General features: G+C 62.0%; 15 protein-coding genes, 2 tRNA genes and 3 rRNA genes. 8 read left to right on the top strand and 12 right to left on the bottom strand.

The annotated features are described in order from the left end of the window. Nucleotides 1–19 precede the first annotated feature (19 nt). On the bottom strand, nucleotides 20–454 hold the full coding sequence (gene arfB, locus M1D44_RS01200) for an alternative ribosome rescue aminoacyl-tRNA hydrolase ArfB (RefSeq protein ID WP_009241618.1): 435 nt from the start codon (nucleotides 452–454) through the stop codon (nucleotides 20–22). A gap of 43 nt (nucleotides 455–497) precedes the next feature. On the opposite strand from arfB, the gene trhA reads away from it, so the two are divergent. Further along, a complete protein-coding gene (gene trhA / locus M1D44_RS01195; RefSeq protein WP_316854201.1) occupies nucleotides 498–1,115 on the top strand; it encodes a PAQR family membrane homeostasis protein TrhA in 618 nt (205 codons plus the stop codon). Between the two features lie 56 nt (nucleotides 1,116–1,171). On the opposite strand, the gene M1D44_RS01190 is transcribed toward trhA, so the two are convergent. The 4 genes from M1D44_RS01190 to M1D44_RS01175 all read right to left on the bottom strand — a co-directional run bounded on the left by M1D44_RS01190 (nucleotide 1,172) and on the right by M1D44_RS01175 (nucleotide 7,314). After that, a complete protein-coding gene (locus M1D44_RS01190; RefSeq protein WP_024979197.1) occupies nucleotides 1,172–2,881 on the bottom strand; it encodes a long-chain fatty acid--CoA ligase in 1,710 nt (569 codons plus the stop codon). A gap of 150 nt (nucleotides 2,882–3,031) precedes the next feature. After that, complete coding sequence (locus M1D44_RS01185) at nucleotides 3,032–4,129, bottom strand: aminopeptidase (protein ID WP_112183560.1); 1,098 nt, start codon at nucleotides 4,127–4,129, stop codon at nucleotides 3,032–3,034. Nucleotides 4,130–4,139: 10 nt separating this feature from the next. Further along, complete coding sequence (locus M1D44_RS01180; protein WP_316854200.1) at nucleotides 4,140–6,236, bottom strand: molybdopterin-containing oxidoreductase family protein; 2,097 nt, start codon at nucleotides 6,234–6,236, stop codon at nucleotides 4,140–4,142. 82 nt (nucleotides 6,237–6,318) lie between these two features. Then, a complete protein-coding gene (locus M1D44_RS01175; RefSeq protein ID WP_024979200.1) occupies nucleotides 6,319–7,314 on the bottom strand; it encodes a LacI family DNA-binding transcriptional regulator in 996 nt (331 codons plus the stop codon). Between the two features lie 216 nt (nucleotides 7,315–7,530). Between M1D44_RS01175 and ptsP the strand changes: the two genes are divergently transcribed. The 4 genes from ptsP (at nucleotide 7,531) to M1D44_RS01155 (ending at nucleotide 14,096) form a co-directional block, all read left to right on the top strand. After that, nucleotides 7,531–10,071, top strand: a complete 2,541-nt coding sequence (gene ptsP, locus M1D44_RS01170; protein ID WP_316854199.1) for a phosphoenolpyruvate--protein phosphotransferase — start codon at nucleotides 7,531–7,533, stop codon at nucleotides 10,069–10,071. Next, on the top strand, nucleotides 10,068–11,024 hold the full coding sequence (gene pfkB, locus M1D44_RS01165) for a 1-phosphofructokinase (protein WP_024979202.1): 957 nt from the start codon (nucleotides 10,068–10,070) through the stop codon (nucleotides 11,022–11,024). The genes ptsP and pfkB overlap by 4 nt, the downstream gene beginning before the upstream one ends. 50 nt (nucleotides 11,025–11,074) lie before the next feature. Continuing rightward, nucleotides 11,075–12,790, top strand: coding sequence for a PTS fructose transporter subunit IIC (locus tag M1D44_RS01160; RefSeq protein WP_316854198.1), 1,716 nt, complete (start codon nucleotides 11,075–11,077; stop codon nucleotides 12,788–12,790). A gap of 148 nt (nucleotides 12,791–12,938) precedes the next feature. Continuing rightward, nucleotides 12,939–14,096 (top strand): ABC transporter substrate-binding protein, encoded by a 1,158-nt coding sequence (locus tag M1D44_RS01155; RefSeq protein WP_316854197.1) that lies wholly within the window; start codon nucleotides 12,939–12,941, stop codon nucleotides 14,094–14,096. Between the two features lie 53 nt (nucleotides 14,097–14,149). Here M1D44_RS01155 and argE read toward each other — a convergent pair whose 3' ends face one another. Beyond that, complete coding sequence (gene argE, locus M1D44_RS01150; RefSeq protein ID WP_024979205.1) at nucleotides 14,150–15,346, bottom strand: acetylornithine deacetylase; 1,197 nt, start codon at nucleotides 15,344–15,346, stop codon at nucleotides 14,150–14,152. Between the two features lie 266 nt (nucleotides 15,347–15,612). Between argE and M1D44_RS01145 the strand changes: the two genes are divergently transcribed. Next, entirely contained in the window at nucleotides 15,613–16,803 is a 1,191-nt protein-coding gene (locus M1D44_RS01145; RefSeq protein WP_316854196.1) for a M20 aminoacylase family protein, read from the top strand. 139 nt (nucleotides 16,804–16,942) lie between these two features. Here M1D44_RS01145 and rrf read toward each other — a convergent pair. From rrf to M1D44_RS01115, 6 genes are all read right to left on the bottom strand, one after another. Next, nucleotides 16,943–17,055, bottom strand: a 5S ribosomal RNA gene (rrf, locus tag M1D44_RS01140). Between the two features lie 117 nt (nucleotides 17,056–17,172). Further along, nucleotides 17,173–20,051 (bottom strand): 23S ribosomal RNA (locus M1D44_RS01135). 270 nt (nucleotides 20,052–20,321) lie between these two features. After that, nucleotides 20,322–20,397: transfer RNA gene (locus tag M1D44_RS01130), tRNA-Ala, on the bottom strand. Between the two features lie 36 nt (nucleotides 20,398–20,433). Then, nucleotides 20,434–20,510, bottom strand: a tRNA-Ile gene (locus tag M1D44_RS01125). A 60-nt stretch (nucleotides 20,511–20,570) separates the two neighbouring features. Continuing rightward, nucleotides 20,571–22,108, bottom strand: a 16S ribosomal RNA gene (locus M1D44_RS01120). The 16S, 23S and 5S rRNA genes sit together here with 2 tRNA genes alongside, the layout of an rRNA operon. A 612-nt stretch (nucleotides 22,109–22,720) precedes the next feature. Continuing rightward, entirely contained in the window at nucleotides 22,721–23,497 is a 777-nt protein-coding gene (locus tag M1D44_RS01115; protein ID WP_316854377.1) for an enoyl-CoA hydratase, read from the bottom strand. 83 nt (nucleotides 23,498–23,580) lie between these two features. On the opposite strand from M1D44_RS01115, the gene paaG reads away from it, so the two are divergent. Together paaG and paaI are read left to right on the top strand one after the other, a co-directional pair. Then, nucleotides 23,581–24,369 (top strand): 2-(1,2-epoxy-1,2-dihydrophenyl)acetyl-CoA isomerase PaaG, encoded by a 789-nt coding sequence (gene paaG / locus M1D44_RS01110; RefSeq protein ID WP_316854376.1) that lies wholly within the window; start codon nucleotides 23,581–23,583, stop codon nucleotides 24,367–24,369. Between the two features lie 10 nt (nucleotides 24,370–24,379). Continuing rightward, nucleotides 24,380–24,841 carry a hydroxyphenylacetyl-CoA thioesterase PaaI gene (paaI, locus tag M1D44_RS01105; RefSeq protein WP_316854375.1) on the top strand — a complete coding sequence of 154 codons (462 nt, stop codon included), beginning with the start codon at nucleotides 24,380–24,382 and terminating at the stop codon, nucleotides 24,839–24,841. Nucleotides 24,842–24,896: the final 55 nt, after the last annotated feature.

Genomic DNA, 24,896 nt, shown 5'->3' with positions numbered 1-24,896 from the left:
GCCCCCCATAGCAACGCGCTTAATCCCACGAGTGGCGGCCCGAGCGACCACGCTTGACGTCGCCACGCGCGCGCTTGCCTTCCAGACGGCGCGTCTTGGAAGCGCGCGTAGGCTTGGTGGCGATGCGCGACTTCGGCACCGAAAGCCCCGTCGCAATGAATGCGGCCAGACGTTCACGGGCGTCCTGGCGATTGCGGTCCTGCGTGCGAAACCGTTGCGCATCGATCACAATCACGCCTTCATCGGTCAAGCGCCGGTCGCGCTTTCCCAACAGGCGAGCCCGCAATGCCTCCGGCAACGACGGCGATTGGGCGATGTCAAAGCGCAACTCCACCGCCGTCGATACCTTGTTGATGTTTTGCCCCCCCGCCCCGCTTGCGCGCACAAAGCGCTCGACCAGCTCGGACTCAGGAATGGACAATTGGGGAGTGATTTTGAGATCGGTGCCGGGCATTGGGGCATTGTAGGAAGAACCGGGTTTTTCTGGAGATCAGCGTATGTATCGCGGAGAACGTTTCAACGGCTTCAGCCACCTCGCCGGGGCCATCCTTGCCGCCGGGGGCATGGCCGTTCTGGTAACGTCATCCGCCCTGCACCACGACGCGTGGAAGGTCGTTAGCTCCGTGGTGTACGGCACCACGCTCGTCCTGCTCTACACAATCTCCACGCTGTATCACAGCCTGCGCGGCCCCGCCAAAAGCATCTTCCAGCGGCTGGACTATTGCGCCATCTACCTGTTGATCGCCGGTAGCTACACACCGTTTGCGCTAGTGACGCTGCGCGGCCCCTGGGGCTGGGCGCTGTTCGGCATCAACTGGGCGCTGGCAGCCATCGGCATTGCACAGGAACTCTGGATCGGCCACCGCACGCGCCTGTTCTCACTGCTGATCTACGTAGTGATGGGCTGGCTGGTGCTGATTGCCATGGGGCCGCTGGCAGCCGCGCTGCCTGCGCCGGGCCTGTGGTGGCTGGTAGCGGGTGGCGCGCTTTATACGGCGGGCATCGGCTTCTTTCTCTTTGACGAGAAGGTGCGGCACTTCCACGGCATCTGGCACCTGTTTGTGCTGGCCGGCAGTGCGTGCCAGTTCGTCAGCATCCTGCTGTACGTCGGTTGATACGCCATGAAAAAAGCCGCGACGAATCGCGGCTTTTTCTTTACAGCTACGCAGACTCAGGCACGCTTCTTCATCGCTTCGTCGCGCAGTTCGCGGCGCAGGATCTTGCCGACGTTGGTCTTCGGCAGTTCATTGCGGAACTCGATGAACTTCGGACGCTTGTAGCCGGTGAGCTGTTCCTTACAGAACTCCTGCAGCTTCTGCTCCGTGAGCGTCGGATCGCGACGCACCACGAACAGCTTCACCACTTCGCCGGAATGCACGTCGGGCACGCCCACGGCGGCCACTTCCAGCACGCCCGGGCACATCGCCACCACGCCTTCGATCTCGTTCGGGTACACGTTGAAGCCCGATACCAGGATCATGTCCTTCTTGCGATCGACGATCTTGGTGTAGCCGCGCTCGTCCATCACGCCTACGTCGCCGGTCTTGAAGAAGCCGTCGGCGTACATGACCTTGGCGGTCTCGTCCGGGCGCTTCCAGTAACCGGCCATGACCTGCGGGCCTCGGATGCAGATTTCGCCCGGCTGGCCGATCGGCTGATCGCGGCCTTCGTCGTCGCGAATGGCGATTTCAGTGCCCGGAATCGGCAACCCCACGGTGCCCGAAAACTTGTCGGTATCGGTCGGGTTGCAGATGGCCGACGGCGAGGTTTCCGACAGACCATAGCCTTCGATGATCGGGCAGCCCGTCACCTCGAGCCACTTTTTGGCAACGGCTTCCTGCACCGCCATGCCGCCGCCGTTGGCCACGCGCAGGTTGGAGCAATCGACGTCCTTGAACTCGGGGTTGTTCAGCAGCGCGTTGTACAGCGTGTTCACGGCTGGGAACATGTGGAAGCGGTACTGCTTGAGCACCTTGATGAAGCCGGGGATGTCGCGCGGGTTCGGGATCAACACCGCCAGCCCGCCCTTGCGCATCGACAGCAGGCAGCACACCGTCAGCGCAAAGATGTGATACAGCGGCAGCGCCGTGATGGTGATGATTTCTTCGTCGGCAGCCAGCATGCGGCCGTCGCGGCCGGGCTTGGTGAGCGCCGGGTTCATCCACGCTTCCGATTGCAGCACGTTGGCAACGATGTTCCGATGCAGCAGCGTCGCGCCCTTCGACACGCCGGTCGTGCCGCCTGTGTATTGCAGGAAGGCCACGTCGTCGGGGCCGACGGAGGTCGGCTTGAGCGTCTGCTTGGTGCCCTCTTGCAGCGCGGTGTTGAAGCGGATGCAGCTGGGCAGTTCCCACGCCGGCACCATCTTCTTGACGCTGCGCACGACGAAATTGACCAGCATGCCCTTGAGCCCGCCAAGCATGTCGCCCATGCTGGCCACCACGATGTGCTTGATCGGTGTATTGGGCAGCACCTGCTGTAGCGTCGTCGCGAAGTTCTCCAGGATGATGATGGCCTCGGCGCCACTGTCCTTGAGCTGGTGTTCCAGTTCGCGCGGGGTGTAAAGCGGATTGACGTTGACGACCACATAGCCGGCGCGCAGCACGGCGGCTAGAGCCACCGGGTACTGCAGTACGTTCGGCATCATCAGCGCAACACGTGCGCCAGGCGCCAGGCCACGCGATTGCAGCCACGCCGCAAGTTGGCGCGAGAGCGTATCCAGCTCGCCGTAGGTCAGCACCTTGCCCATGCATTCAAACGCACGGCGGTTGCGGTTCTTCTGGAAAGAATCCTCAAGCAGATGGGCCAGTGATCGATACTGCGATGCATCGATCTCGGCCGGCACCCCAGCGGGGTACTGCTTCAGCCACGGCTTATCCATGGGTGTGTCTCCTGGCGATTGTCGATTTTTTCGAATGGTCGTTCGTTTTTTTCGGCATCCTACGCGGATGTCTGTGTCAAAACAATAACTTAGACAGTTCCCTCAGCCGGTCCAGGCTGCTTGAAACTGGTGCAGAAAACGATCTTGGCATCACTTTTGCGTGATGCCCTCCGACTTGGCCATCGCCGCAGGCGCGAGCACCCGCAGTGCTGCCTCGCGCTGTTGTTTGGATTCGCGCGCCATGGCTTTGACGTCGGCATAGAAGCGCGCCCAGTCGCCGCCGTCGCGGTGGTACAGCGCCGTGAACGCCGGCACCCATTCCAGGTAGCTCGCGACCGCGCCCAGGTGCGCATTCGACAGCGGCTGCGCAAACCAGCGGTCGTAACCGGTATAACCGCCCCAGCTTGCTTTGAGCTTGGCGTAATCCGCCTGCAGGCTCGCGAAGATGGCGCGTTTTCCGGCGCGTTTCTCATCGTCTGAGACGGGGCTCGCATACAGCGCCTCGAGCCGGTTGCGGTACTCCAGCAGCAGGGCGCGGAATTGTACGCGCCGGGCGTCGTACGTAGCGTATTCCGCGCGAATTTCCGGGGTGGCGGCATCGGCCAGCCAGCGTTCGACGCCAATGGTCTCGACGGTGGTAGCAAACGATTCGTTGAACGCCGTATCGCCCTTGGCGTAGACGATCTGATGCGCCAGCTCATGAAAAATCAGCCGCGCCAGCTCGCCTTCGGGCAGGCCGACGAAGGTGTTGAGCAATGGATCGTCGAAATAACCCAGTGTGGAATACGCAGGAATGCCGGCCACATCCACGTCCAGACCTTGGGCGCGCAAGGTATCGGCGTAGGCCATGGCGGCGTTGCGGTCGTAATACCCGCGATAGGTCACGCAGCCGACGACAAGAAAGCACCATTCCTTGAGCTTGACCGACAGTTCGGGTGCGGCAAATACGTTCCACACCGCAAAGGGGCGCTTGAGATTGGCGTAGACGCGATAGCTGCCGTTGTCGGGCAAGCCCAGCTCTCGCGAGGCATAGATGCGAATGCTGCGCGCATCTTCCAAGCGCTTGGCGAGCTTGTCGTTGTGGGCCTGCCGCGCGTTGTCGATGGCTTGGTCGATCGACTCGCGCTGCGCCATCAGCGAGAGATGTCCGCTGACCGACTGGTAGTAATAGCCAACGGTGTCGCAGCCGGCCAGCAACGCCGAACCGGCAAGCGACAGCGCAAGGCACAGCGCGCGTGCGGCACGCATGATGGCCTCGTCAGGCGGCCTGTGCCAACGGCGCGACCTCGACCAGGCAATCGTAGAACGTAGGCGCACGCCCCATGTCGGTCAGCCGCTGGCTGGTCAGCTCGTTCGCGTTGGTGCCATCGGGTGCGAGCTTTTTCCACCAGATCGACAGGCCGACGACCACGCCGCGCCGCGCACGGTCGGTCACGCGGGCGCGCGCCTGCATGGTGCCGCGATCGTTGAAGATGCGGACCAGTTCGCCATCGACGACACCGCGTGCATTCGCGTCGTCTGGGTGGATGTCGAGATGCGGCTCGCCTTCGGTGTTGCGCAGGCTGTCGACGTTGACGAAGGTGGAGTTCAGGAAATTGCGCGCCGGCGGTGAGATCATCGACAGCGGATAACGCTTGGCCAGCTCTGGCGTGCTGATCGCCGACTCATGCGGCGGCACATAGCCGGGCAGCGGGTCGAGTCCGTCTTTGGCCATCTGTTCGGAATAGAACTCGCAGCGGCCGGACGGCGTGCGATAGCCGCCACGTGCCAGCGGCGCGGCCGGGTGCGCCAGCTTCTGCCAACCCTCGCGCTTAAGCGTGGCCCAGTCGATGTGCGCGGCGGCTGGGTCGTCACGGCGAACGGCCTGGGCGGCGATGTCGTCGTCGGAATCGGCAAAGCAGGTGTCGTTAAAACCCATGCGTTGCGCGAGACGGCGAAAAATCTCGGTGTTCGGCAGCGACTGGCCCATTGGCGCAATGGCAGCGTTGTTGGCCAGCACGTAGGTGTGGCCATAAGCCTTGTGCACATCGACGTGTTCGAGCTGCGTGGTCGCGGGCAGCACGATGTCGGCGTAGTCGGCCGTGTCGGTCTGGAAATGCTCGAGCACCACGGTGAAAAGGTCTTCGCGTGCAAAGCCCGCGGCGACCTTGCGCGAGTCCGGCGCCACCGCCACCGGGTTGCTGTTGTAGACCACCACCGCCTCGACCTTCGGCCCGAAGGACGCATCGCCTGCATGCAGCAGCGCATCGCCGATGGTGCTCATGTTGATCGTGCGCGGCATGCTTGGCCACGTCGGCAGCAAGTCAGGGCGCTGCAGCTTCGCATTGTCGATAGGGAAGAAGCCGGACGTCGACAGTTGCAGGCCGCCCGCCGCATCGCGCCACGCGCCCACCAGCGACGGCAGGCATGCGACCGCGCGCACGCCCTGCCCGCCGCCATGCGCGCGCTGCATGCCGTAGTTCAGGCGAATCGCCACCGGTTGCTTGTCGCGCACGACGGTCATGCCGTACAGCTTGGCGAGCCACTCGATATCCGCCGCGTCCACGCCGCACAGCGTGGCCGCATATTCCGGCGTGTATTGCTGCGCGCGCTCACGCAGCGCATCGAAGCCCAGCGTATGGTTGGCGATGTACTCGTGGTCGAGCAGGTCATCACGGATCAACACGTGGATCATCGCCAGCGCCAGCGCCGCATCTGTACCGGGGCGCACCGCCAGATGGTGATGGCACTTCTCCGCCGTCAGCGAGCGATACGGATCGATGGCGACGAGCGTGGCGCCGCGCCGTTTCGCTTCCTGCGCACGTGTCCAGAAATGCAGGTTCGACGCGATCGGATTGGCGCCCCAGATCAGGATGAGCTTGGCATCCTGCACGTGCTCGATGTCCATGCCAAGGCTTGCGCCATACGTGTAACGCAGCGCCGTCGCGCCGGCCGATGCACAGATCGTGCGATCGAGCAGCGACGCCCCGAGCTTATGGAAGAAGCGCGCGGCCATGCTCTCGCCCTGCACCAGGCCCATCGTGCCGGCATAGCTGTACGGAAGGATGGCCTCCGGATTGCGCGCCGCGATGTCGCCCAGGCGCGTGGCGATGGTGTCGATGGCCTCGTCCCACGAGATCGGTTCGAACTTGCCCTCGCCCTTGGCGCCCACGCGCTTCATCGGCGTCAGCAGGCGGTTCGGATGGTACGTGCGCTCTGCATACCGATTGACCTTGGTGCACAGCACGCCGGCCGTCGTCGGGTGGTCCGGATCGCCCTGCACGCGGGTGGCACGGCCGTCCTCGACGGTGACGAGCAAGGCGCAGGTGTCGGGGCAGTCGTGCGGGCAGGCGGCACGGATGACTTGGGTGGACATCAAGGGGCTCCGGATTGGGTGGCGGCTGGCGCATGTCGGTGTCATCGCCCAGCCGCAGGTATCCGGAAATTGTAATCGCCTGCTAGGGGCTTCGCAGCGGTGTGGAGCCGCGCGTGACGAGCCGCCCCGTGAGCAACACGCGACGCGTCGGCAAGGCCGGCTGCGCGAGGCGGTCCTGCAACATCGCCATTGCCATGCGGCCGATGTCGTAGACCGGCTGTTCGATCACGGTGATGCCCGGGCCGGCGAGTTCCGTCCAGGGCTCATTGTCAAAGCCCGCCACGGCGATGTCGCGAGGCACATCCAGCGAAAGCCGCCGCAACGCACGCAGCACGCCGAGCAGCGATTGCGCGTTACTCGCAACCAGCGCGTCGGGCCGCTCACGTTCTGCGCCGGACAGCCAGGCCAGCGTCTCGGCCTCCGCCGCCTCGGCAGTGGGCAGGATGAAGCGTGCCTCGACGGTCATGCCGTGGCGCGCCAGCGCCGTCGCAAATCCGGCCTGACGCTCAGCGCCCGTGCTGCTGGTCCGCCCGAACAAGCCGCCGATACGCCGGTAACCCTGCGCGGCGAGATGCTCGGCCAGCGCTTGCGCGGCCTGCTGGTTGTCGAGCACCACGGCATCGGTCCCACAGGCCGGGCCCGCTCGGTCGATCAGCACGACCGGGTAGCCGAGGTGCACCGGTTGCTGCGCTTCGGCAATGCTGCGCGTCGGCGAGAGGATGACGCCGGTCACGCGCTCCTCTTCCATCAGGCGCAGGTACATCGCTTCCTTCTCAGGGTCTTCGTCGGAATTGCAGAGGATGACGCGCAGGCCGGCGGCATAGGCCGCGTCTTCCACCGCCCGGCTGACGCTGGTGAAGAACGGGTTGCGGATGTCGGACACGATCAGCCCGACGGTCTGCGCCTGCTGCGAGCGCAGCCGCCGCGCCGACAGGTTCGGCCGATACCCGGACGCTGCCACCGCCGCATCGACACGCCGGCGCAGTTCTGCGCTCACGGGGCCGCCGGCGAGCGCGCGTGACACCGTTGCCACCGACACCCCCGCCGCCGCCGCTACGTCCTTGATTCGAACCGTCATGCTGAAATCGTTTCCAAAGAAAGCGTCATCATAGCGAATGACCGCATTACCTCCAATCTCTCGCTCTCCTAGGGAAAACCCCGTAAATACTGGGATGAGCGTCACTTTGTGTGGCGCCGCACATTGACACTCGCACTGTAATCGATTTCAATTCGCGATCATCGACGACACGCATGCCGGGCCTTGGAGCACGGCAGCCGCAGGAGACCCCGCCGCATGGCTTCCGCCCTGATCTGCGCCGAACGCATCCGTCTGCAACAACGCGCCACCGACAAGGAAAGCGCCATCCGCGCCGCCGGCCAATTGCTGGCCGACGCCGGCTGCATCGACCCCGCCTATATCGACAGCCTGCTGCGCCGCGAGACCGTGGCCAACACGTTCCTCGGTCACGGCGTCGCCATTCCTCACGGCATGGGCGAGGACCGCCACCTGATTCATCAGACGGGCATTGCGGTGCTGCAATTTCCCGATGGACTGGAGTGGCACCCTGGGCAGACCACGCACCTCGTGTTTGCCATTGCCGCGCAGTCGGACGAGCACATCACGCTGCTGCGCCGGCTGACGCGGCTGCTGAATGACGACGCACGCCTGCGGCAGCTCTTCACCACGCAGAACGCCGAAGAGCTTGTTGCCGCGCTCTCTAGCGACGCACCCGCGCCCGCCACCAGCACGCCCGGCTCGGACCTCGCCGAGCAGCGCACCTTGACGCTGGAATACCCGAGTGGCCTGCACGCCCGCCCGGCCGCGCAGTGGGTGGAAACCGCTCGCCGCTTTGCCGCGCGCGTGCAAGTGCGGCATGGCGACGAAACCGCCGACGCAAAGAACCTGGTGGCGTTGCTGCAACTGGGGCTTGCAGTTGGCGCCAAGCTCACCCTCTCTGCGGAAGGCCCCGACGCGGGTGCCGCGCTCGACGCCCTCCAGCAAACCATCCGGGGCCTGACGGCACAGGAACGTGCCCAGGTCGCACGCGACACGCAAGCAGCCCGCACGCGCCAGACCGCGCACGGGTGGCAAGCCGACGCGGCGTTGCCGGCCATCGGCGGCATTGCGGCGAGTCCCGGGCTGGCGATCGGCCCCATCCACGTGCTCCAGCACGGCGCGTCGACCGTGCCTGATCACCCGGTCGCACTGACCACCGGCGGCGATCTGCTCGATCAGGCGCTGGCCAGCACGCGCGCCGAGCTGGAAGCCCTAGCACGCGACACCGCCGCCCGCCTGGGCGAAGCGGAAGCGGGCATCTTCAAGGCCCAGGCCGAACTGCTGGGCGATACCGATCTCATGACGCTGACGTGTCAGGCCATGGTCGAGGGGCATGGCGTGGCGTGGTCCTGGCATCAGGCCGTCGAACGCTTGGCCGAGCGGCTGGGCGCGCTCGGCAATCCCCTCCTGGCAGCGCGCGCGGCGGATTTGCGCGACGTGGGGCGGCGCGTGCTCGGCCATATCGATCCGTCGCTGCGCAGTGCAGCGCAGACACTGCCGGACACGCCCTGCATCCTGGTTGCGGCGGATCTCTCTCCCTCGGATACGGCGGCACTCGATACGCGACGCATCATCGGCATCGTCACTGCGCAAGGCGGTCCGACCTCGCACACGGCCATCCTGACGCGCACGCTGGGCATCCCGGCCGTCGTGGCCGCCGGCCCTGCAGTACTCGATGTGGCCACGGGCACGCAAGCCATCATCGACGGCACCGGCGGCCGTCTGGTGCTGGATCCCGATGCCGCCAGCATCGCCAGCGCCCGCGCCTGGCTGCAGGAAGACGCCGCCCGTGTGCAGCGTGAGCAGGCAGAGCGCGGCTTGCCCGGCCGCACACGTGACGGCCACACGGTCGAGATCGCCGCCAACGTCAACCTGCCCGCGCAGGCGGTCGAAGCCATCACGCTCGGCGCGGAAGGCGTTGGCCTGATGCGCACCGAATTCCTGTTCCTCGAACGCGATCACGCGCCCGACGAAGACACGCAATACGCCGTCTACGCCGATATGCTCAACGCCCTCGGCGGTCGCCCGCTGATCGTGCGCACGCTGGACATCGGCGGCGACAAGCAGGTCCCGCATCTGAACCTGCCGACGGAAGACAACCCGTTCCTCGGTGTGCGCGGTGCGCGCCTGCTGTTGCGCCGGCCCGACCTCATGGAGCCGCAACTGCGAGCGCTGTACCGTGCCGCCCGCGATGCTGGAGAGGCGACTGCGTTGTCGATCATGTTTCCGATGATCACCTCATTGGAAGAAGTGACGTCACTGCGGGCCGCATGCGAGCGTATCCGCGCTGAACTCGACGCGCCGGTGGTGCCGCTGGGCATCATGGTGGAGGTACCAGCCGCCGCGCTGCTGGCCGATCGACTGGCCGAGCATGTCGACTTCTTCTCCATCGGAACAAACGACCTCACGCAATACACGCTGGCGATCGATCGCCAGCATCCTGACTTGGCGGCCGAGGCCGACAGCCTGCACCCGACGGTGCTGCGCCTGATTCAGCAGACCGTGCAAGGCGCCGCACACCACGGGCGCTGGGTGGGCGTATGTGGCGGCTTGGCGGGAGACCCGTTCGGCGCGCTGCTGCTCACCGGTCTTGGCGTGCATGAACTGTCGATGAGCCCGCGCGATATTGCCCCGGTCAAGGCGCGGCTGCGTGAGGCGCACATCCGCGCGCTGTCGCAGCTCGCCGAACGGGCGTTGGCGTGTGCGTCCGCCCAGGAGGTGCGTGCCCTGGAGACCACGTTGCCGATGCAAGCCGGTGGTAAGGAGATGGCCGCATGAGCAAGCAGCCGCGCATCGTCACCGTCACGCTCAACCCGGCCATCGACATGACCATCGGTCTGGAGCGCCTTGAACGCGGCCGCGTCAACATCGGCCGCAGCGTCACGCAACAGGCCGGCGGCAAAGGTGTCAACGTCGCAGCCTGTCTGGCCGATTGGCGGGTGCCGGTGATCGCCACGGGCCTCCTCGGGGACGCCAATGCCGAGCTGTTCGAAGCGCTGTTTGCGCGCAAGGGCGTGCTTGATGGCTTCTGCCGCGTGCCCGGCACCAATCGCACCAACATCAAGATCAGCGACCAGGCAGACGGGCAGACCACCGACATCAATCTGCCAGGCATCGACGCCACGTCCGCCGAGTTCGACGCGCTGTGCGACCGCATCGACGCATTCGCCGACATTGCGGGCGCGGCGCTGTGCGGCAGCCTGGCCGGGGGCTTGCAGCCCGATAGCTACCTGAGATTGCTGGCGCGGCTGAACCGCCGCGGTGTCCCCACCTTGCTCGATACGAGCGGCGCCCCGCTGGCGCAGGTGCTGGCCGCGCCGCGCGAGGCGCTGCCGACGGCCATCAAGCCCAACCGGCACGAACTGGAACTGTGGGCAGGCACAGCGCTGCCCACGCTGGCTGAAACGGTGGACGTGGCGCGCGCCATCCATGCGCTTGGCGTGGCGCAGGTCATCGTTTCACTGGGCGAGGACGGCGCGCTGTTCGTCACAGAGGAAGGCACGTGGCAAGCAGGCCTGCCGCCGGTACGCGCCGCCAGTACCGTCGGCGCGGGTGACGCCATGGTCGCCGGCGTGCTGGCCAGTTGGCATGCCGGTGCTGGCATGGAAGAGACCGTGCGCCTTTCGGTGGCCTTTGCCGCATGCAAGTTGCAACGCCTGGGCCCGCACCTCCCGGCCCCGGGGCAGGTACGCGAACGCGCGGCCGCCGTCCAGATGCAGCGCGTGGCCTGACGCCGCGTACATCGCATCGCCACACGCTCAACGCATTCAAGGAGCCGATCATGGCAAACCTGCTGGCAATTCTCGGTGCGGATGGCCGCACCACCCGCGCGATGCTCGCCGGTGCGGCACTGCGCCATGCGGCGCGCGAATCGGGCTACAAGCTCGACGTGGACGTGCGCGGCCCGGACGCCGCCTCGGTCGTCGACACGGCGGCGCTCACCACCGCCGAGGCCGTCGTCTGGGCTGGTCTCTCGCCCAATGAGGCGGCTCGCCACGCCAATCCGCGCATGCTTGAAGTCACGCTGGACGAAGTGCTGGCCGATGCCCGGGCCGTGCTGGCGCGCATGATGCACAACGCCCCGCCCGCACAGAAAGCCGGCGTGCAAGCTCAACGCATCGTCGCCATCACATCGTGCCCGACCGGAATCGCCCATACCTTCATGGCCGCCGAGGCGCTCACGCAGGCGGCCGGCGCGCTTGGTCACACGATCCACGTAGAAACGCAGGGCTCGGTGGGCGCACAGAACACGTTGTCGGCCGATGCCATCGCGAGTGCGGATCTCGTGCTGATCGCCGCCGACACGCAGGTAGACCTGTCACGCTTTGCCGGCAAGCGCGTCTTCCGCGCCGGCACGAAGGCCGCCATTCACGATGGGCAAGCGCTGATCCGCCGCGCCTTGGAAGAGGCGTCCGTGGAAGGCAGCGGAACAGCGCAATCAGGAGGCACCGCTGCCGCCGCTGCCGAACAGCAGCGCACCGGCCCTTACAAGCACCTGATGACCGGCGTGTCGTTCATGCTGCCCTTCGTGGTGGCGGGGGGCATTCTGATCGCGCTAGCGTTTGCCCTGGGCGGCATCTACGTGACGGACCCTTCGGCCAGCCACACGCTGGGCGGCGCGCTGTTCCAGATCGGTGCCAAATCGGCGTTTGCCTTGATGGTGCCTGTGCTTGCCGGATACATCGCCTATTCGATCGCCAGCCGGCCGGGTATTGCCCCCGGGATGGTCGGCGGCATGCTGGCCGCCAGCCTCGGGGCCGGGTTTCTTGGCGGCATCGTGGCCGGGTTCGTCGCCGGCTATGGCACCGAGGCACTCAACCGTTGGCTGAAGTTGCCGCGCAATCTGGAAGGGCTGAAACCGGTGCTGATTCTGCCGGTGCTCGGCTGCCTGCTGACGGGCCTGGTGATGCTGTATGTGGTCGGTGCGCCAGTCGCCGCGCTCCTCGCCTCCCTCACGAGCTGGCTGCGGGGCATGCAAGGCGCCAACGCCGTACCGCTGGGCGCACTTCTGGGCGGCATGATGGCCTTTGACATGGGCGGCCCCATCAACAAGGCCGCGTATGCCTTCAGCACGGGGCTGATCGGCGCACAGGTCTACACGCCGATGGCGGCCACCATGGCGGCAGGTATGACGCCACCGCTGGGCATCGCTCTGGCGGCATGGCTGTTCCCCTCGCGGTTCACCCGAGACGAACGCCAGGCGGCAAGGGCCACCGCCGTGCTCGGCCTCGCCTTCATCAGCGAGGGGGCGATCCCGTATGCGGCCCGGGACCCATTCCGCGTCATTCCCGCGCTTGTGGTGGGCTCCGCCTGCGCGGGCGCCCTATCGATGCTGTTCGGGGTGGAACTGCGCGTGCCGCACGGCGGGGCATTCGTGCTGCCGATCCCGAACGCGGTGACGCACCTGGGGGGCTATGTGGTGGCGCTGGTGGCCGGCACCGTTGTTACCGCCGTGTTGCTTGCAATGATGAAGCGCCGGGTGACTGAAGCCGCCTGAAACGGCGCCCCGTGTGAAGGAAGCCGTGCACATCGTGCGGCTTCTTTGTCTCAAAAACGCTCAAAAGCGACGCTGGCCGCCCGATTCTGTTTGCCTCCCCAGCCCGTTTAGCTATGATGCCGGGCAAATCAACTCTCGGGGGAGAGCAATGCAATCTCGCAGAATCACCGAACTGATGGCCATGTTCGCAGCGGGCATCATCGGCATGGCGTCAAGCGGCGCGAGCGCCGAGACGGGCGTGAGCAACGACGCGATCATCGTCGGCCAATCGGCGCCGATGAGCGGGCCGGCGGCGCAACTCGGTCAGCAGATGAACCGCGGCGCTCAGCTTTACTTCAATGCCGTCAACGCGGCAGGCGGCGTCAACGGACGCAAGATCGAGCTGAAGGTGCTCGACGATTTCTACGAACCCGATGCGGCTGCCCGCAACACCAAGACGCTGATCGAAGACACCAAGGTCTTCGCCCTGTTCGGCTATGTCGGCACGCCTACGAGCCTGGCAGCGCTGAAGATCGCCAACCCGGCCGGCGTGCCGTTCTTTGCGCCCTACTCCGGCGCCTCGGCGCTGCGCGAGCCCTTCGCACGCAATGTGTTCCACGTGCGCGCCAGCTACAACGATGAAACCGCCGCCATCGTCCAGCAGATCCACACTACGGGGCTGAAGCGCATTGCCGTGGTCTATAACGACGATGCCTACGGCAAGGCCGGCCTGGACGGTGTGCAACGCGCGCTTAAGCTTCCCGCCAACCAGGGTGTGTCGCTGGCGGCACAGGCCAGCGTGACGCGCAACACCACCGACGTGAAGGGTGCAATCGGCACCGTGCTTGCACAAAAGCCGGACGCCATCGTCGTCATCAGCGCTTACCAAACGGTGGCGGCGTTGGTAAAAGGGGCGCAGGAACAGGGCTACGCTGGTCAGTTCTACAACGTATCGTTCGTCGGCACCAAGGCGCTGGCCAATACGCTGGGCAAGGCCGGCGGCGGCGTGATCATCTCGCAGGTGATGCCGTATCCGTATAGCGGTGCATCGCCCGTGGTGCGCGACTACCAGAAGCTGCTTAAATCCGACGGCATTACCGATTTCGACTACGGAAGCATCGAGGGCTATGTCGCGGCGCGCGTCTTTGTTGAAGGTCTCAAGCGTGCTGGCCGCGACCTGACTCGCGAGAAGTTCATCGGTGCGCTGGAGTCGATGGGCAACTACGACGTGGGCGGCTTCAACGTGAACTTCTCGCCCTCCAACCACGTGGGCTCCAAGTTTGTTGAGATGACGATCATCAACTCGAACGGTCAAGTGATTCGCTGAACGCGCATCGTCCATAAGCAAAAAGCCGGGCCACATGCCCGGTTTTTTTTCGCTCAAGCCGGCTGTGTCTGCCGCTGCGCGAGCCGCCGCATGAACGCCTCGCACTGCGCAATCTGCGCGAGTTCGATGTACTCGTTAGGCTTGTGCGCCTGCTCGATATTGCCCGGACCGCACACCACAGTCGGGATGCCCGCGCGCGAGAACAGTCCGGCTTCTGTCCCATAGTCGACCTTGCCGACCGTGCCCCGGCTATCAGCCAACGCTTGCGCCAGCGTCACCAGCTCGTGCGACGGCGCAATCGACAGGCCCGGCGTGTTCGCCTTCATGGCGAAGCTGATGTCAGCATCGGCAGAAATCTCGCGCATCTGCGGCAGCAACGTCTGTTGCGCATAGCGCTCGACCTCGCCGAAAAGCCAATCAGGATCGGTACCCGGGAGATAGCGGAAATCGAAGGTAAATTCGCAATCGCGCGGCACCACGTTGGTGGCAATGCCGCCCTTGATCGTGCCCGTGTTCAAGGTGGTGTGCGGCACGACAAAGGCGACATCGCGTGCCTCTTCCGCCGCCAGACGCGCGGCTAGCGAGCGAATATGCGCAATCAGCAGCGCCGCAAACTCGATGGCATTCACGCCCTGCGGCGTCAACGCGGAATGCGCTTCCTTGCCGCGCACGCAGCATCGATATTCGCGCTTGCCCTTGTGCGCAATGATGGCGCGCATCGACGTGGGTTCGCCGACGATGCACCCCGCAGGCTGAATGCCGCTGGCCTCCAGATCACGCAGCAGGCTGCGCACGCCCACGCAGCCGATCTCCTCGTCGTACGACAGCGAGAGATGAAAGCTGGCATCGCCCTCCACCGCCATGAACGCGGGCACATTCGCGAGCGCCACGGCAATGAAGCTCTTCATGTCGGCCGTGCCGCGCCCGTACAGGCGGCCATCGCGGATCTGAGCATCGAATGGGTTCGTCTCCCACGACTGGCCATCGACGGGCACCACATCGGTATGCCCAGACAGCACCAGCCCTGGCTTGCTGCCTGGTGATAGCGTTGCAAACAGGTTCGCCTTGCCGCCCGTTGCGTCATACGTGAGTCTGCAGTCCGCCCCCTGGGCTTGCAGGCGATCGCGCACCCACTCGATCAGGCCAAGATTGGAGTTGCGGCTGACCGTATCGAACGCCACCAGGGTGCGAATCAATTGCAGAACTTCGTCGGAAGGGTGCGGTGCGGCAGCGATGGCGTCGGCAGACATGATGGGGTTCGGGTCGTTCACGTAGCGCTCGAGAACTGCGGCGGGCGGGGGGATATCGGCGGCGCGCCGTTAATTAGCGGACCTCCAGTGTAGGCGTTTCAGCCGCTCGGCTTTGACTGTAAGCGAGAGCGCACAAGCCATCGCGTGAAGAATCCATACGAAACTGCATGGACAGATCAAGCAATTGGCTGATGGCCGGTCGGAAATCGCCCTTCGGCGTATGATCGAATGTGATTCCGAACTTTCAGCCAGAACACGAGCATCTCATGAAGCTGATCCCAGAAATCCAAGCCGCGCAGCCCGAGATCCAAGCGCTGCGACGCGACATCCACGCGCACCCCGAACTCTGCTTCGAAGAGCAGCGCACTTCCGATCTGGTCGCCGCGAAGCTCGCCGAATGGGGCATCGAAGTGCACCGGGGCCTGGGCAAGACCGGCCTGGTCGGCGTTATCCGCAACGGTGAGGGCAAGAGCATCGGCCTGCGCGCCGATATGGACGCACTACCGCTCGCCGAGGCCAACCAGTTCGAGCATCGCTCCAAACACGACGGCAAGATGCACGCGTGCGGCCACGACGGCCACACGGCAATGCTGCTCGGCGCTGCACATTACCTGTCCAAGCACCGCAATTTCAGCGGCACCGCAAACCTGATCTTCCAACCCGCCGAAGAAGGCGGCGGCGGCGCACGCGAGATGATCAAGGACGGCCTGTTCGATCGCTTCCCGTGCGACGCCGTCTTTGGCTTGCACAACTGGCCGGGCGTGCCGGTCGGCGCATTCGGCACACGCGCCGGCGCGCTAATGGCATCGAGCAACGAGTTCCGCATCACGATCAAGGGAAAGGGCGCGCACGCCGCGCTACCGCACAACGGCAACGATCCGGTGTTTGTCGGGGCTCAGGTGGTATCGGCACTGCAAGGCATCATCACGCGCAACAAGCGCCCGATCGACACCGCAGTCCTCTCCGTCACACAGTTCCATGCCGGTGACGCGACCAACATCATTCCGAACGAAGCTTGGATAGGCGGCACGGTACGCACCTTCTCCACCGAAGTCCTCGACTTGATCGAGCGCCGCATGGAAGAAGTCTCTAGGGGCATCGCCGCCGCATACGATTGCACGATCGACTTCGTCTTCCACCGCAACTACCCCCCGACTGTGAACACGGAAAATGAAACGCAGTTTGCGGCGGCTGTGATGCGAGAGCTGGTGGGCGCAGATAACGTGGAAGCCAATATCGATCCGACCATGGGCGCCGAAGATTTCTCGTTCATGCTGATCGAGAAGCCTGGCTGCTTCGCCTTCATTGGCAACGGCGACGGCGACCACCGCGAGCAAGGCCACGGTCTGGGCCCGTGTATGCTGCACAATCCAAGCTACGACTTCAATGACGAGTTGCTGCCGCTGGGCGCGACATATTGGGTTCGCCTAGTCGAGAAATTCTTGGCACGTAACTAATAAGCCCGCTGGGGTGACCGAAAAAGCCTCCGTTCGGAGGCTTTTTGCTTTGGGGTGAAGCTGGTACGAAAGAAGCGGATGGGCCGCGCAAAGGCAAACACCCCAGCTCTAAGGTAGAGCTGGGGTGTTGTATGGGAGAGCCTGGCGATGACCTACTTTCACACGGGAATCCGCACTATCATCGGCGCGGAGTCGTTTCACGGTCCTGTTCGGGATGGGAAGGGGTGGTACCGACTCGCTATGGTCACCAGGCTATGACTTGTCGTCACGTTGACGAGGTCAACGGGACCAATATGGGAATGTAGATTTTGGGTTGTGAGTTGTGTGTATCAGGCACAAGGCGGACCCAGCCGGAAACATACCGGTTATAGGATCAAGCCGCACGGGCAATTAGTACTGGTTAGCTGAACGCATTACTGCGCTTCCACACCCAGCCTATCAACGTCCTGGTCTCGAACGACCCTTCAGGGAGATCAAGTCTCCAGGGAATCCTCATCTTCAGGCAAGTTTCCCGCTTAGATGCTTTCAGCGGTTATCTCTTCCGTACATAGCTACCCTGCGATGCCTCTGGCGAGACAACAGGTACACCAGCGGTACGTCCACTCCGGTCCTCTCGTACTAGGAGCAGCCCCCGTCAAGATTCCAACGCCCACGGCAGATAGGGACCAAACTGTCTCACGACGTTTTAAACCCAGCTCACGTACCTCTTTAAATGGCGAACAGCCATACCCTTGGGACCGGCTACAGCCCCAGGATGAGATGAGCCGACATCGAGGTGCCAAACACCGCCGTCGATATGAACTCTTGGGCGGTATCAGCCTGTTATCCCCAGAGTACCTTTTATCCGTTGAGCGATGGCCCTTCCATACAGAACCACCGGATCACTATGTCCTGCTTTCGCACCTGCTCGACTTGTCGGTCTCGCAGTTAAGCACGCTTTTGCCATTGCACTTTAGGTACGATGTCCGACCGTACCAAGCGTACCTTCGAACTCCTCCGTTACACTTTGGGAGGAGACCGCCCCAGTCAAACTGCCTACCATGCACTGTCCCCGACCCGGATTCACGGGCCAAGGTTAGAACCTCAAACAAACCAGGGTGGTATTTCAAGGTCGGCTCCACCGAAACTAGCGTCCCGGTTTCAAAGCCTCCCACCTATCCTACACAGATCGGTTCAAAGTCCAATGCAAAGCTACAGTAAAGGTTCATGGGGTCTTTCCGTCTAGCCGCGGGGAGATTGCATCATCACAAACACTTCAACTTCGCTGAGTCTCGGGAGGAGACAGTGTGGCCATCGTTACGCCATTCGTGCAGGTCGGAACTTACCCGACAAGGAATTTCGCTACCTTAGGACCGTTATAGTTACGGCCGCCGTTTACCGGGACTTCAATCAAGAGCTTGCACCCCATCATTTAATCTTCCGGCACCGGGCAGGCGTCACACCCTATACGTCCACTTTCGTGTTTGCAGAGTGCTGTGTTTTTATTAAACAGTCGCAGCCACCATTTTATTGCAACCCCTTCGTCCTTCTGGCGCGAGCCAGTCAAACTACAAGGGCGTACCTTATCCCGAAGTTACGGTACCAATTTGCCGAGTTCCTTCTCCCGAGTTCTCTCAAGCGCCTTAGAATACTCATCTCGCCCACCTGTGTCGGTTTGCGGTACGGTCTCGTATGACTGAAGCTTAGAGGCTTTTCTTGGAACCACTTCCAATTGCTTCGCGACCTAAAGTCGCTCGCCCCACACCCTTGAATCACGCACCCGGATTTGCCTAAGTGCCATCTCCAATGTAGGGACCGGGACATCCAACACCCGGACAACCTTCCGCGATCCGTCCCCCCATCGCATCATACGACGGTGCAGGAATATTAACCTGCTTCCCATCAGCTACGCATCTCTGCCTCGCCTTAGGGGCCGACTCACCCTACGCCGATGAACGTTGCGTAGGAAACCTTGGGCTTACGGCGAGGGGGCCTTTCACCCCCTTTATCGCTACTCATGTCAGCATTCGCACTTCTGATACCTCCAGCATCCTTTACAAGACACCTTCACAGGCTTACAGAACGCTCTCCTACCATGCACTTACGTGCATCCGCAGCTTCGGTATATTGCTTAGCCCCGTTACATCTTCCGCGCAGGACGACTCGATCAGTGAGCTATTACGCTTTCTTTAAAGGGTGGCTGCTTCTAAGCCAACCTCCTGACTGTTTTAGCCTTCCCACTTCGTTTCCCACTTAGCAATATTTAGGGACCTTAGCTGGCGGTCTGGGTTGTTTCCCTCTTGACACCGGACGTTAGCACCCGATGTCTGTCTCCCGTGATTGCACTCTTCGGTATTCGGAGTTTGCTATGGCGGGGTAATCAGCAATAGACCCCCCAACCATGACAGTGCTCTACCCCCGAAGGTGAGACACGAGGCACTACCTAAATAGTTTTCGGAGAGAACCAGCTATTTCCAAGTTTGTTTAGCCTTTCACCCCTATCCACAGCTCATCCCCTAACTTTTCAACGTTAGTGGGTTCGGTCCTCCAGTACGTGTTACCGCACCTTCAACCTGGCCATGGATAGATCACTTGGTTTCGGGTCTACACCCAGCGACTGAACGCCCTATTCGGACTCGCTTTCGCTACGCCTTCCCTAATCGGTTAAGCTTGCCACTGAATGTAAGTCGCTGACCCATTATACAAAAGGTACGCCGTCACCCGTTTCCAGGCTCCGACTGTTTGTATGCATGCGGTTTCAGGATCTATTTCACTCCCCTCCCGGGGTTCTTTTCGCCTTTCCCTCACGGTACTGGTTCACTATCGGTCGATTACGAGTATTTAGCCTTGGAGGATGGTCCCCCCATCTTCAGACAGGATTTCACGTGTCCCGCCCTACTTGTCGTACACCTAGTTCCACAATACTGTTTTCGCATACGGGGCTATCACCCACTATGGCCGGACTTTCCATTCCGCTTTGCTAACAATACTGCTAAAGAGTACAAGGCTGATCCCATTTCGCTCGCCACTACTTTGGGAATCTCGGTTGATTTCTGTTCCTGCAGCTACTTAGATGTTTCAGTTCACTGCGTTCGCTTCCCTTGCCTATGTATTCAGCAAGGGATGACCCATTCGGGCCGGGTTTCCCCATTCGGATATCTGCGGATCAAAGCTTGTTTGCCAGCTCCCCGCAGCTTTTCGCAGGCTACTACGTCCTTCATCGCCTGTAATCGCCAAGGCATCCACCACATGCACTTATTCGCTTGACCCTATAACGAGTATGTCTCGATATAGGCTGAGTTCTCGCGTTGTGCCGTATTCCAAGACAATCTTTCGATTGCTCTGGTAATACTGGTTGATACAATCACAACCCAGTGTCGCGTTTTGAATGTGCGTCTCATCAACGCACCGCGACACCTTTACTACATTCCATATTGTTAAAGAACAGCCGAGTTATCACTCGTCTTGGCTAAGCCAAACGCAAACACCGCATTCATCGACTTCTCTGTCGATGCTTGCGTTTGGCAACCAAAAGGTATTGGTGGAGGATGACGGGATCGAACCGACGACCCCCTGCTTGCAAAGCAGGTGCTCTCCCAGCTGAGCTAATCCCCCAGTCACGGCAGAGAACAACTTCCACCGTCCGTAACTTGGTGGGTCTGGTAGGACTTGAACCTACGACCCCCGCCTTATCAAGACGGTGCTCTAACCACCTGAGCTACAGACCCTTGGCTGTAACATCAAACAAACCGATAAGTGTGGACGCCTAACGTCGGATGCACGCTCTTAAAGGAGGTGATCCAGCCGCACCTTCCGATACGGCTACCTTGTTACGACTTCACCCCAGTCATGAACCCTACCGTGGTAATCGCCCTCCTTGCGGTTAGGCTAACTACTTCTGGTAAAGCCCACTCCCATGGTGTGACGGGCGGTGTGTACAAGACCCGGGAACGTATTCACCGCGGCATGCTGATCCGCGATTACTAGCGATTCCAGCTTCACGTAGTCGAGTTGCAGACTACGATCCGGACTACGATGCATTTTCTGGGATTAGCTCCACCTCGCGGCTTGGCAACCCTCTGTATGCACCATTGTATGACGTGTGAAGCCCTACCCATAAGGGCCATGAGGACTTGACGTCATCCCCACCTTCCTCCGGTTTGTCACCGGCAGTCTCTCTAGAGTGCCCTTTCGTAGCAACTAGAGACAAGGGTTGCGCTCGTTGCGGGACTTAACCCAACATCTCACGACACGAGCTGACGACAGCCATGCAGCACCTGTGTCCACTTTCTCTTTCGAGCACCTAATGCATCTCTGCTTCGTTAGTGGCATGTCAAGGGTAGGTAAGGTTTTTCGCGTTGCATCGAATTAATCCACATCATCCACCGCTTGTGCGGGTCCCCGTCAATTCCTTTGAGTTTTAATCTTGCGACCGTACTCCCCAGGCGGTCAACTTCACGCGTTAGCTACGTTACTAAGGAAATGAATCCCCAACAACTAGTTGACATCGTTTAGGGCGTGGACTACCAGGGTATCTAATCCTGTTTGCTCCCCACGCTTTCGTGCATGAGCGTCAGTGTTATCCCAGGGGGCTGCCTTCGCCATCGGTATTCCTCCACATCTCTACGCATTTCACTGCTACACGTGGAATTCTACCCCCCTCTGACACACTCTAGCCGTGCAGTCACCAATGCAATTCCCAAGTTAAGCTCGGGGATTTCACATCGGTCTTGCACAACCGCCTGCGCACGCTTTACGCCCAGTAATTCCGATTAACGCTTGGACCCTACGTATTACCGCGGCTGCTGGCACGTAGTTAGCCGGTCCTTATTCTTCCGGTACCGTCATCGACCCCAGGTATTAACCAGAGCCATTTCTTTCCGGACAAAAGTGCTTTACAACCCGAAGGCCTTCTTCACACACGCGGCATTGCTGGATCAGGCTTTCGCCCATTGTCCAAAATTCCCCACTGCTGCCTCCCGTAGGAGTCTGGGCCGTGTCTCAGTCCCAGTGTGGCTGATCGTCCTCTCAGACCAGCTACTGATCGTCGCCTTGGTGGGCCTTTACCCCACCAACTAGCTAATCAGACATCGGCCGCTCCTATAGCATGAGGCCTTGCGGTCCCCCACTTTCACCCTCAGGTCGTATGCGGTATTAGCTAATCTTTCGACTAGTTATCCCCCACTACAGGGCACGTTCCGATGTATTACTCACCCGTTCGCCACTCGCCATCAATCTAGCAAGCTAGATCATGCTGCCGTTCGACTTGCATGTGTAAGGCATGCCGCCAGCGTTCAATCTGAGCCAGGATCAAACTCTTCAGTTCAATCTGCTGTTTTTCGCTCTTTACGAGCGGTCGCTCACTCTCAGAATCTGACTTGAACTTTCGTTCAAACCTTACTTCTGTGCGAGCACTTCATTACTTGTTAGCTAGCGGATCGAAATCCGCCGCATCCAGTATTAAGCGCCCACACTTATCGGCTGTTTGCTTGTTAAAGAACTTCGCGATCAACTTTGTTCACCGCGTCGCTGCGTTGTCTGCAGCAGAGAAACGAGATTATGCAGAGCTTTTTCGTCGCTGTCAACAACTCGTCGAAGAATTTTTATCATCAACTCGCCACCAACCACTCCTGAATTTCCAGCCAATCGCCAACCACACAATCGACCGCAAACTCGCCCCACTCCTGCTTCTCCACCACCCAACTCCACCGCCTCAACCTGCGTTTCGGCGCTGTGTTTTGCAGCGAGGGGCGAACTATAGGCGGGTTCCTGGAGGTTGGCAACACCTTTGTCATTACGGGTTGATGACGAGTTCGTGAAGAATCGCCGCCAGCCCCGTCTGCGCCTAGGATTGCGGCCGCAAAGCACGCGCAAACGAGGCCGTGAATACTCGAGGTTGTTACTCGGGTATTCCCGAGATCACTCCGCTAAGCACTGCTTATTGGTGCTTGAACGCCGGTGCGCGCTTCTCGACGAAGGCGCGCATGCCCTCTTTCTGGTCTTCCGTGGCGAATGTGGAGTGGAACAGGCGGCGCTCAAGATGTACGCCTTCGCTGAGCGAGGTCTCGTAGGCCGCGTTGATCGACTCTTTGATCATCATGACCGTGGGCAGCGAGAACCCGGCAATGGTTTCTGCGGCTTGGATGGCTTCGTCGAGCAGCTTGTCTGCGGGGATGACGCGGGAGACCAAGCCGGCGCGCTCAGCTTCTTCAGCGCCCATCATGCGGGCGGTCAAGCAAAGATCCATGGCCTTGGCCTTGGAGACGGCGCGCGGCAGGCGCTGCGTGCCGCCGGCGCCGGGCATGGTGCCGAGCTTGATTTCTGGCTGGCCGAACTTGGCGGTGTCGGCGGCAAGGATGATGTCGCACATCATGGCCAGTTCACAGCCGCCGCCCAGCGCGTAGCCGGCCACTGCGGCAATCACCGGCTTGCGGATGCGGCGGATGGTTTCCCAGTTGCGCGTGATGTATTCGTTCTTATAGACCGTGGCGAAGTCGTATGCAGCCATGGCGCCAATATCCGCGCCCGCGGCGAACGCCTTTTCACTGCCGGTGATGACGATGGCACCGATGTTGGCATCGGCATCGAAGGTGAGCAGCGCGGCGCCAAGCTCATCCATGAGCGCATCGTTGAGGGCATTGAGCGCCTTCGGGCGATTGAGCGTAATAAGACCGACGCGACCGCGCGTTTCAACCAGAATGTTTTCGTAGGACATGGAAGCTCCAGTTGGAATGGATGTAATATTAGCCGACCAACCGGTCGGTTAATCAATAAACCGATGACCGAGGAGGAGACAAGATGACTAGCCCGACCATTCTGCTTGACTGGCATGAACGCGTGGCAACCATCACGCTAAACCGGCCCGATCAGCTCAACAGCTTCACGGCCGGCATGCACCAGGAACTGCGCGACGCGCTGGACAAGGTGGAGCGCCAGCGGGCCCGCGCGCTGATCCTGACCGGAGCGGGGCGCGGTTTCTGCGCGGGGCAGGATATCTCCGAACTCAATGTCACGCCCGGTCAGATGACCGACCTGGGTCAGCTCATCGACGAACAATTCAACCCGCTGGTGCGCCGACTGCGTGCCATGCCCCTGCCAGTGATTGCCGCTGTGAACGGCGTGGCCGCGGGCGCGGGCGCGAATCTGGCGCTGGCCTGCGACATCGTGATGGCTGCCGAGAATGCGTGCTTCCTACAAGCCTTCGTGAAAATCGGGCTGTTGCCGGATTCGGGCGGGACGTGGTTCCTGCCGCAACGCATCGGTGTGGCGCGGGCGATGGGGCTGGCGATGCTTGGCGAGAAGCTGGACGCAAAGACAGCGCTCGCCTGGGGCCTGATCTGGGGCGTTTATCACGATGCCAAGATCCTGATGACCGAAGTGAATTGCATGGCCGACCACTTGGCCAAGCAGCCGACGCGGGCGCTGGCCGCCATCAAGCGTGCGATGCATGCGGCGCCCACCCAGTCGCTCGACGCCCAGTTGGATCTGGAACGCGACCTGCAGCGCGAACTCGGCAACTCTCATGATTACGCTGAGGGCGTCGACGCTTTCCTCAACAAGCGCGTGGCGCATTTCACCGGCGAATAGAGGAATCTGCATGACCGAGACCACCCTCCACGATGCGCAGGTCCTGGCCGAGGCCGCCTGCAAGAGCATGTTTGACGCCGATGCCTGCACCCGCTGGCTTGGCATGCACGTGGAGGCGGTCGGGCCCGGCTATGCCCGCTTATCCATGACCGTGCGGCCGGAATTCCTGAATGGCCATCGCACGTGTCATGGCGGACTGATCTTCACGCTGGCCGATTCTGCCTTCGCGTTTGCCTGCAACAGCCACAATCACAACACGGTGGCGGCTGGGTGCAGCGTCGAATTTCTGCGGCCGGCGCATGGCGGCGATGTGCTCGTCGCCGAGGCAACCGAGCAGGTTTTGTCCGGCCGGCATGGCGTGTACGACGTTCGTGTCTCCAACCAAGCCGGTGAGGTGGTCGCCATGTTTCGCGGCAAGTCCGCACAGATTCGCGGCCACGTCATTCCCGTCTCCGACAGCAGCGAGGCCTAGCCGCACCATCGTTATAAAGATCCGAGATCGCGCCACCACAAGAGGACGCCGCACG

The sequence above is a fragment of the Ralstonia sp. SA306 genome (assembly GCF_054792405.1).
Note: the sequence above shows the minus strand (reverse complement) of the source record. Positions and strands in the feature narration are given on the sequence as shown.

Coding starts and splice junctions, on each gene's coding strand:
- paaG (WP_316854376.1), top strand. CDS start 23,581: ATGACTAGCCCGACCATTCTGCTTGACTGGCATGAACGCGTGGCAACC.
- trhA (WP_316854201.1), top strand. CDS start 498: ATGTATCGCGGAGAACGTTTCAACGGCTTCAGCCACCTCGCCGGGGCC.
- M1D44_RS01160 (WP_316854198.1), top strand. CDS start 11,075: ATGGCAAACCTGCTGGCAATTCTCGGTGCGGATGGCCGCACCACCCGC.
- M1D44_RS01175 (WP_024979200.1), bottom strand. CDS start 7,314: ATGACGGTTCGAATCAAGGACGTAGCGGCGGCGGCGGGGGTGTCGGTG.
- M1D44_RS01115 (WP_316854377.1), bottom strand. CDS start 23,497: ATGTCCTACGAAAACATTCTGGTTGAAACGCGCGGTCGCGTCGGTCTT.
- M1D44_RS01190 (WP_024979197.1), bottom strand. CDS start 2,881: ATGGATAAGCCGTGGCTGAAGCAGTACCCCGCTGGGGTGCCGGCCGAG.
- ptsP (WP_316854199.1), top strand. CDS start 7,531: ATGGCTTCCGCCCTGATCTGCGCCGAACGCATCCGTCTGCAACAACGC.
- pfkB (WP_024979202.1), top strand. CDS start 10,068: ATGAGCAAGCAGCCGCGCATCGTCACCGTCACGCTCAACCCGGCCATC.
- M1D44_RS01180 (WP_316854200.1), bottom strand. CDS start 6,236: ATGTCCACCCAAGTCATCCGTGCCGCCTGCCCGCACGACTGCCCCGAC.
- M1D44_RS01145 (WP_316854196.1), top strand. CDS start 15,613: ATGAAGCTGATCCCAGAAATCCAAGCCGCGCAGCCCGAGATCCAAGCG.
- arfB (WP_009241618.1), bottom strand. CDS start 454: ATGCCCGGCACCGATCTCAAAATCACTCCCCAATTGTCCATTCCTGAG.
- paaI (WP_316854375.1), top strand. CDS start 24,380: ATGACCGAGACCACCCTCCACGATGCGCAGGTCCTGGCCGAGGCCGCC.
- argE (WP_024979205.1), bottom strand. CDS start 15,346: ATGTCTGCCGACGCCATCGCTGCCGCACCGCACCCTTCCGACGAAGTT.
- M1D44_RS01185 (WP_112183560.1), bottom strand. CDS start 4,129: ATGCGTGCCGCACGCGCGCTGTGCCTTGCGCTGTCGCTTGCCGGTTCG.
- M1D44_RS01155 (WP_316854197.1), top strand. CDS start 12,939: ATGCAATCTCGCAGAATCACCGAACTGATGGCCATGTTCGCAGCGGGC.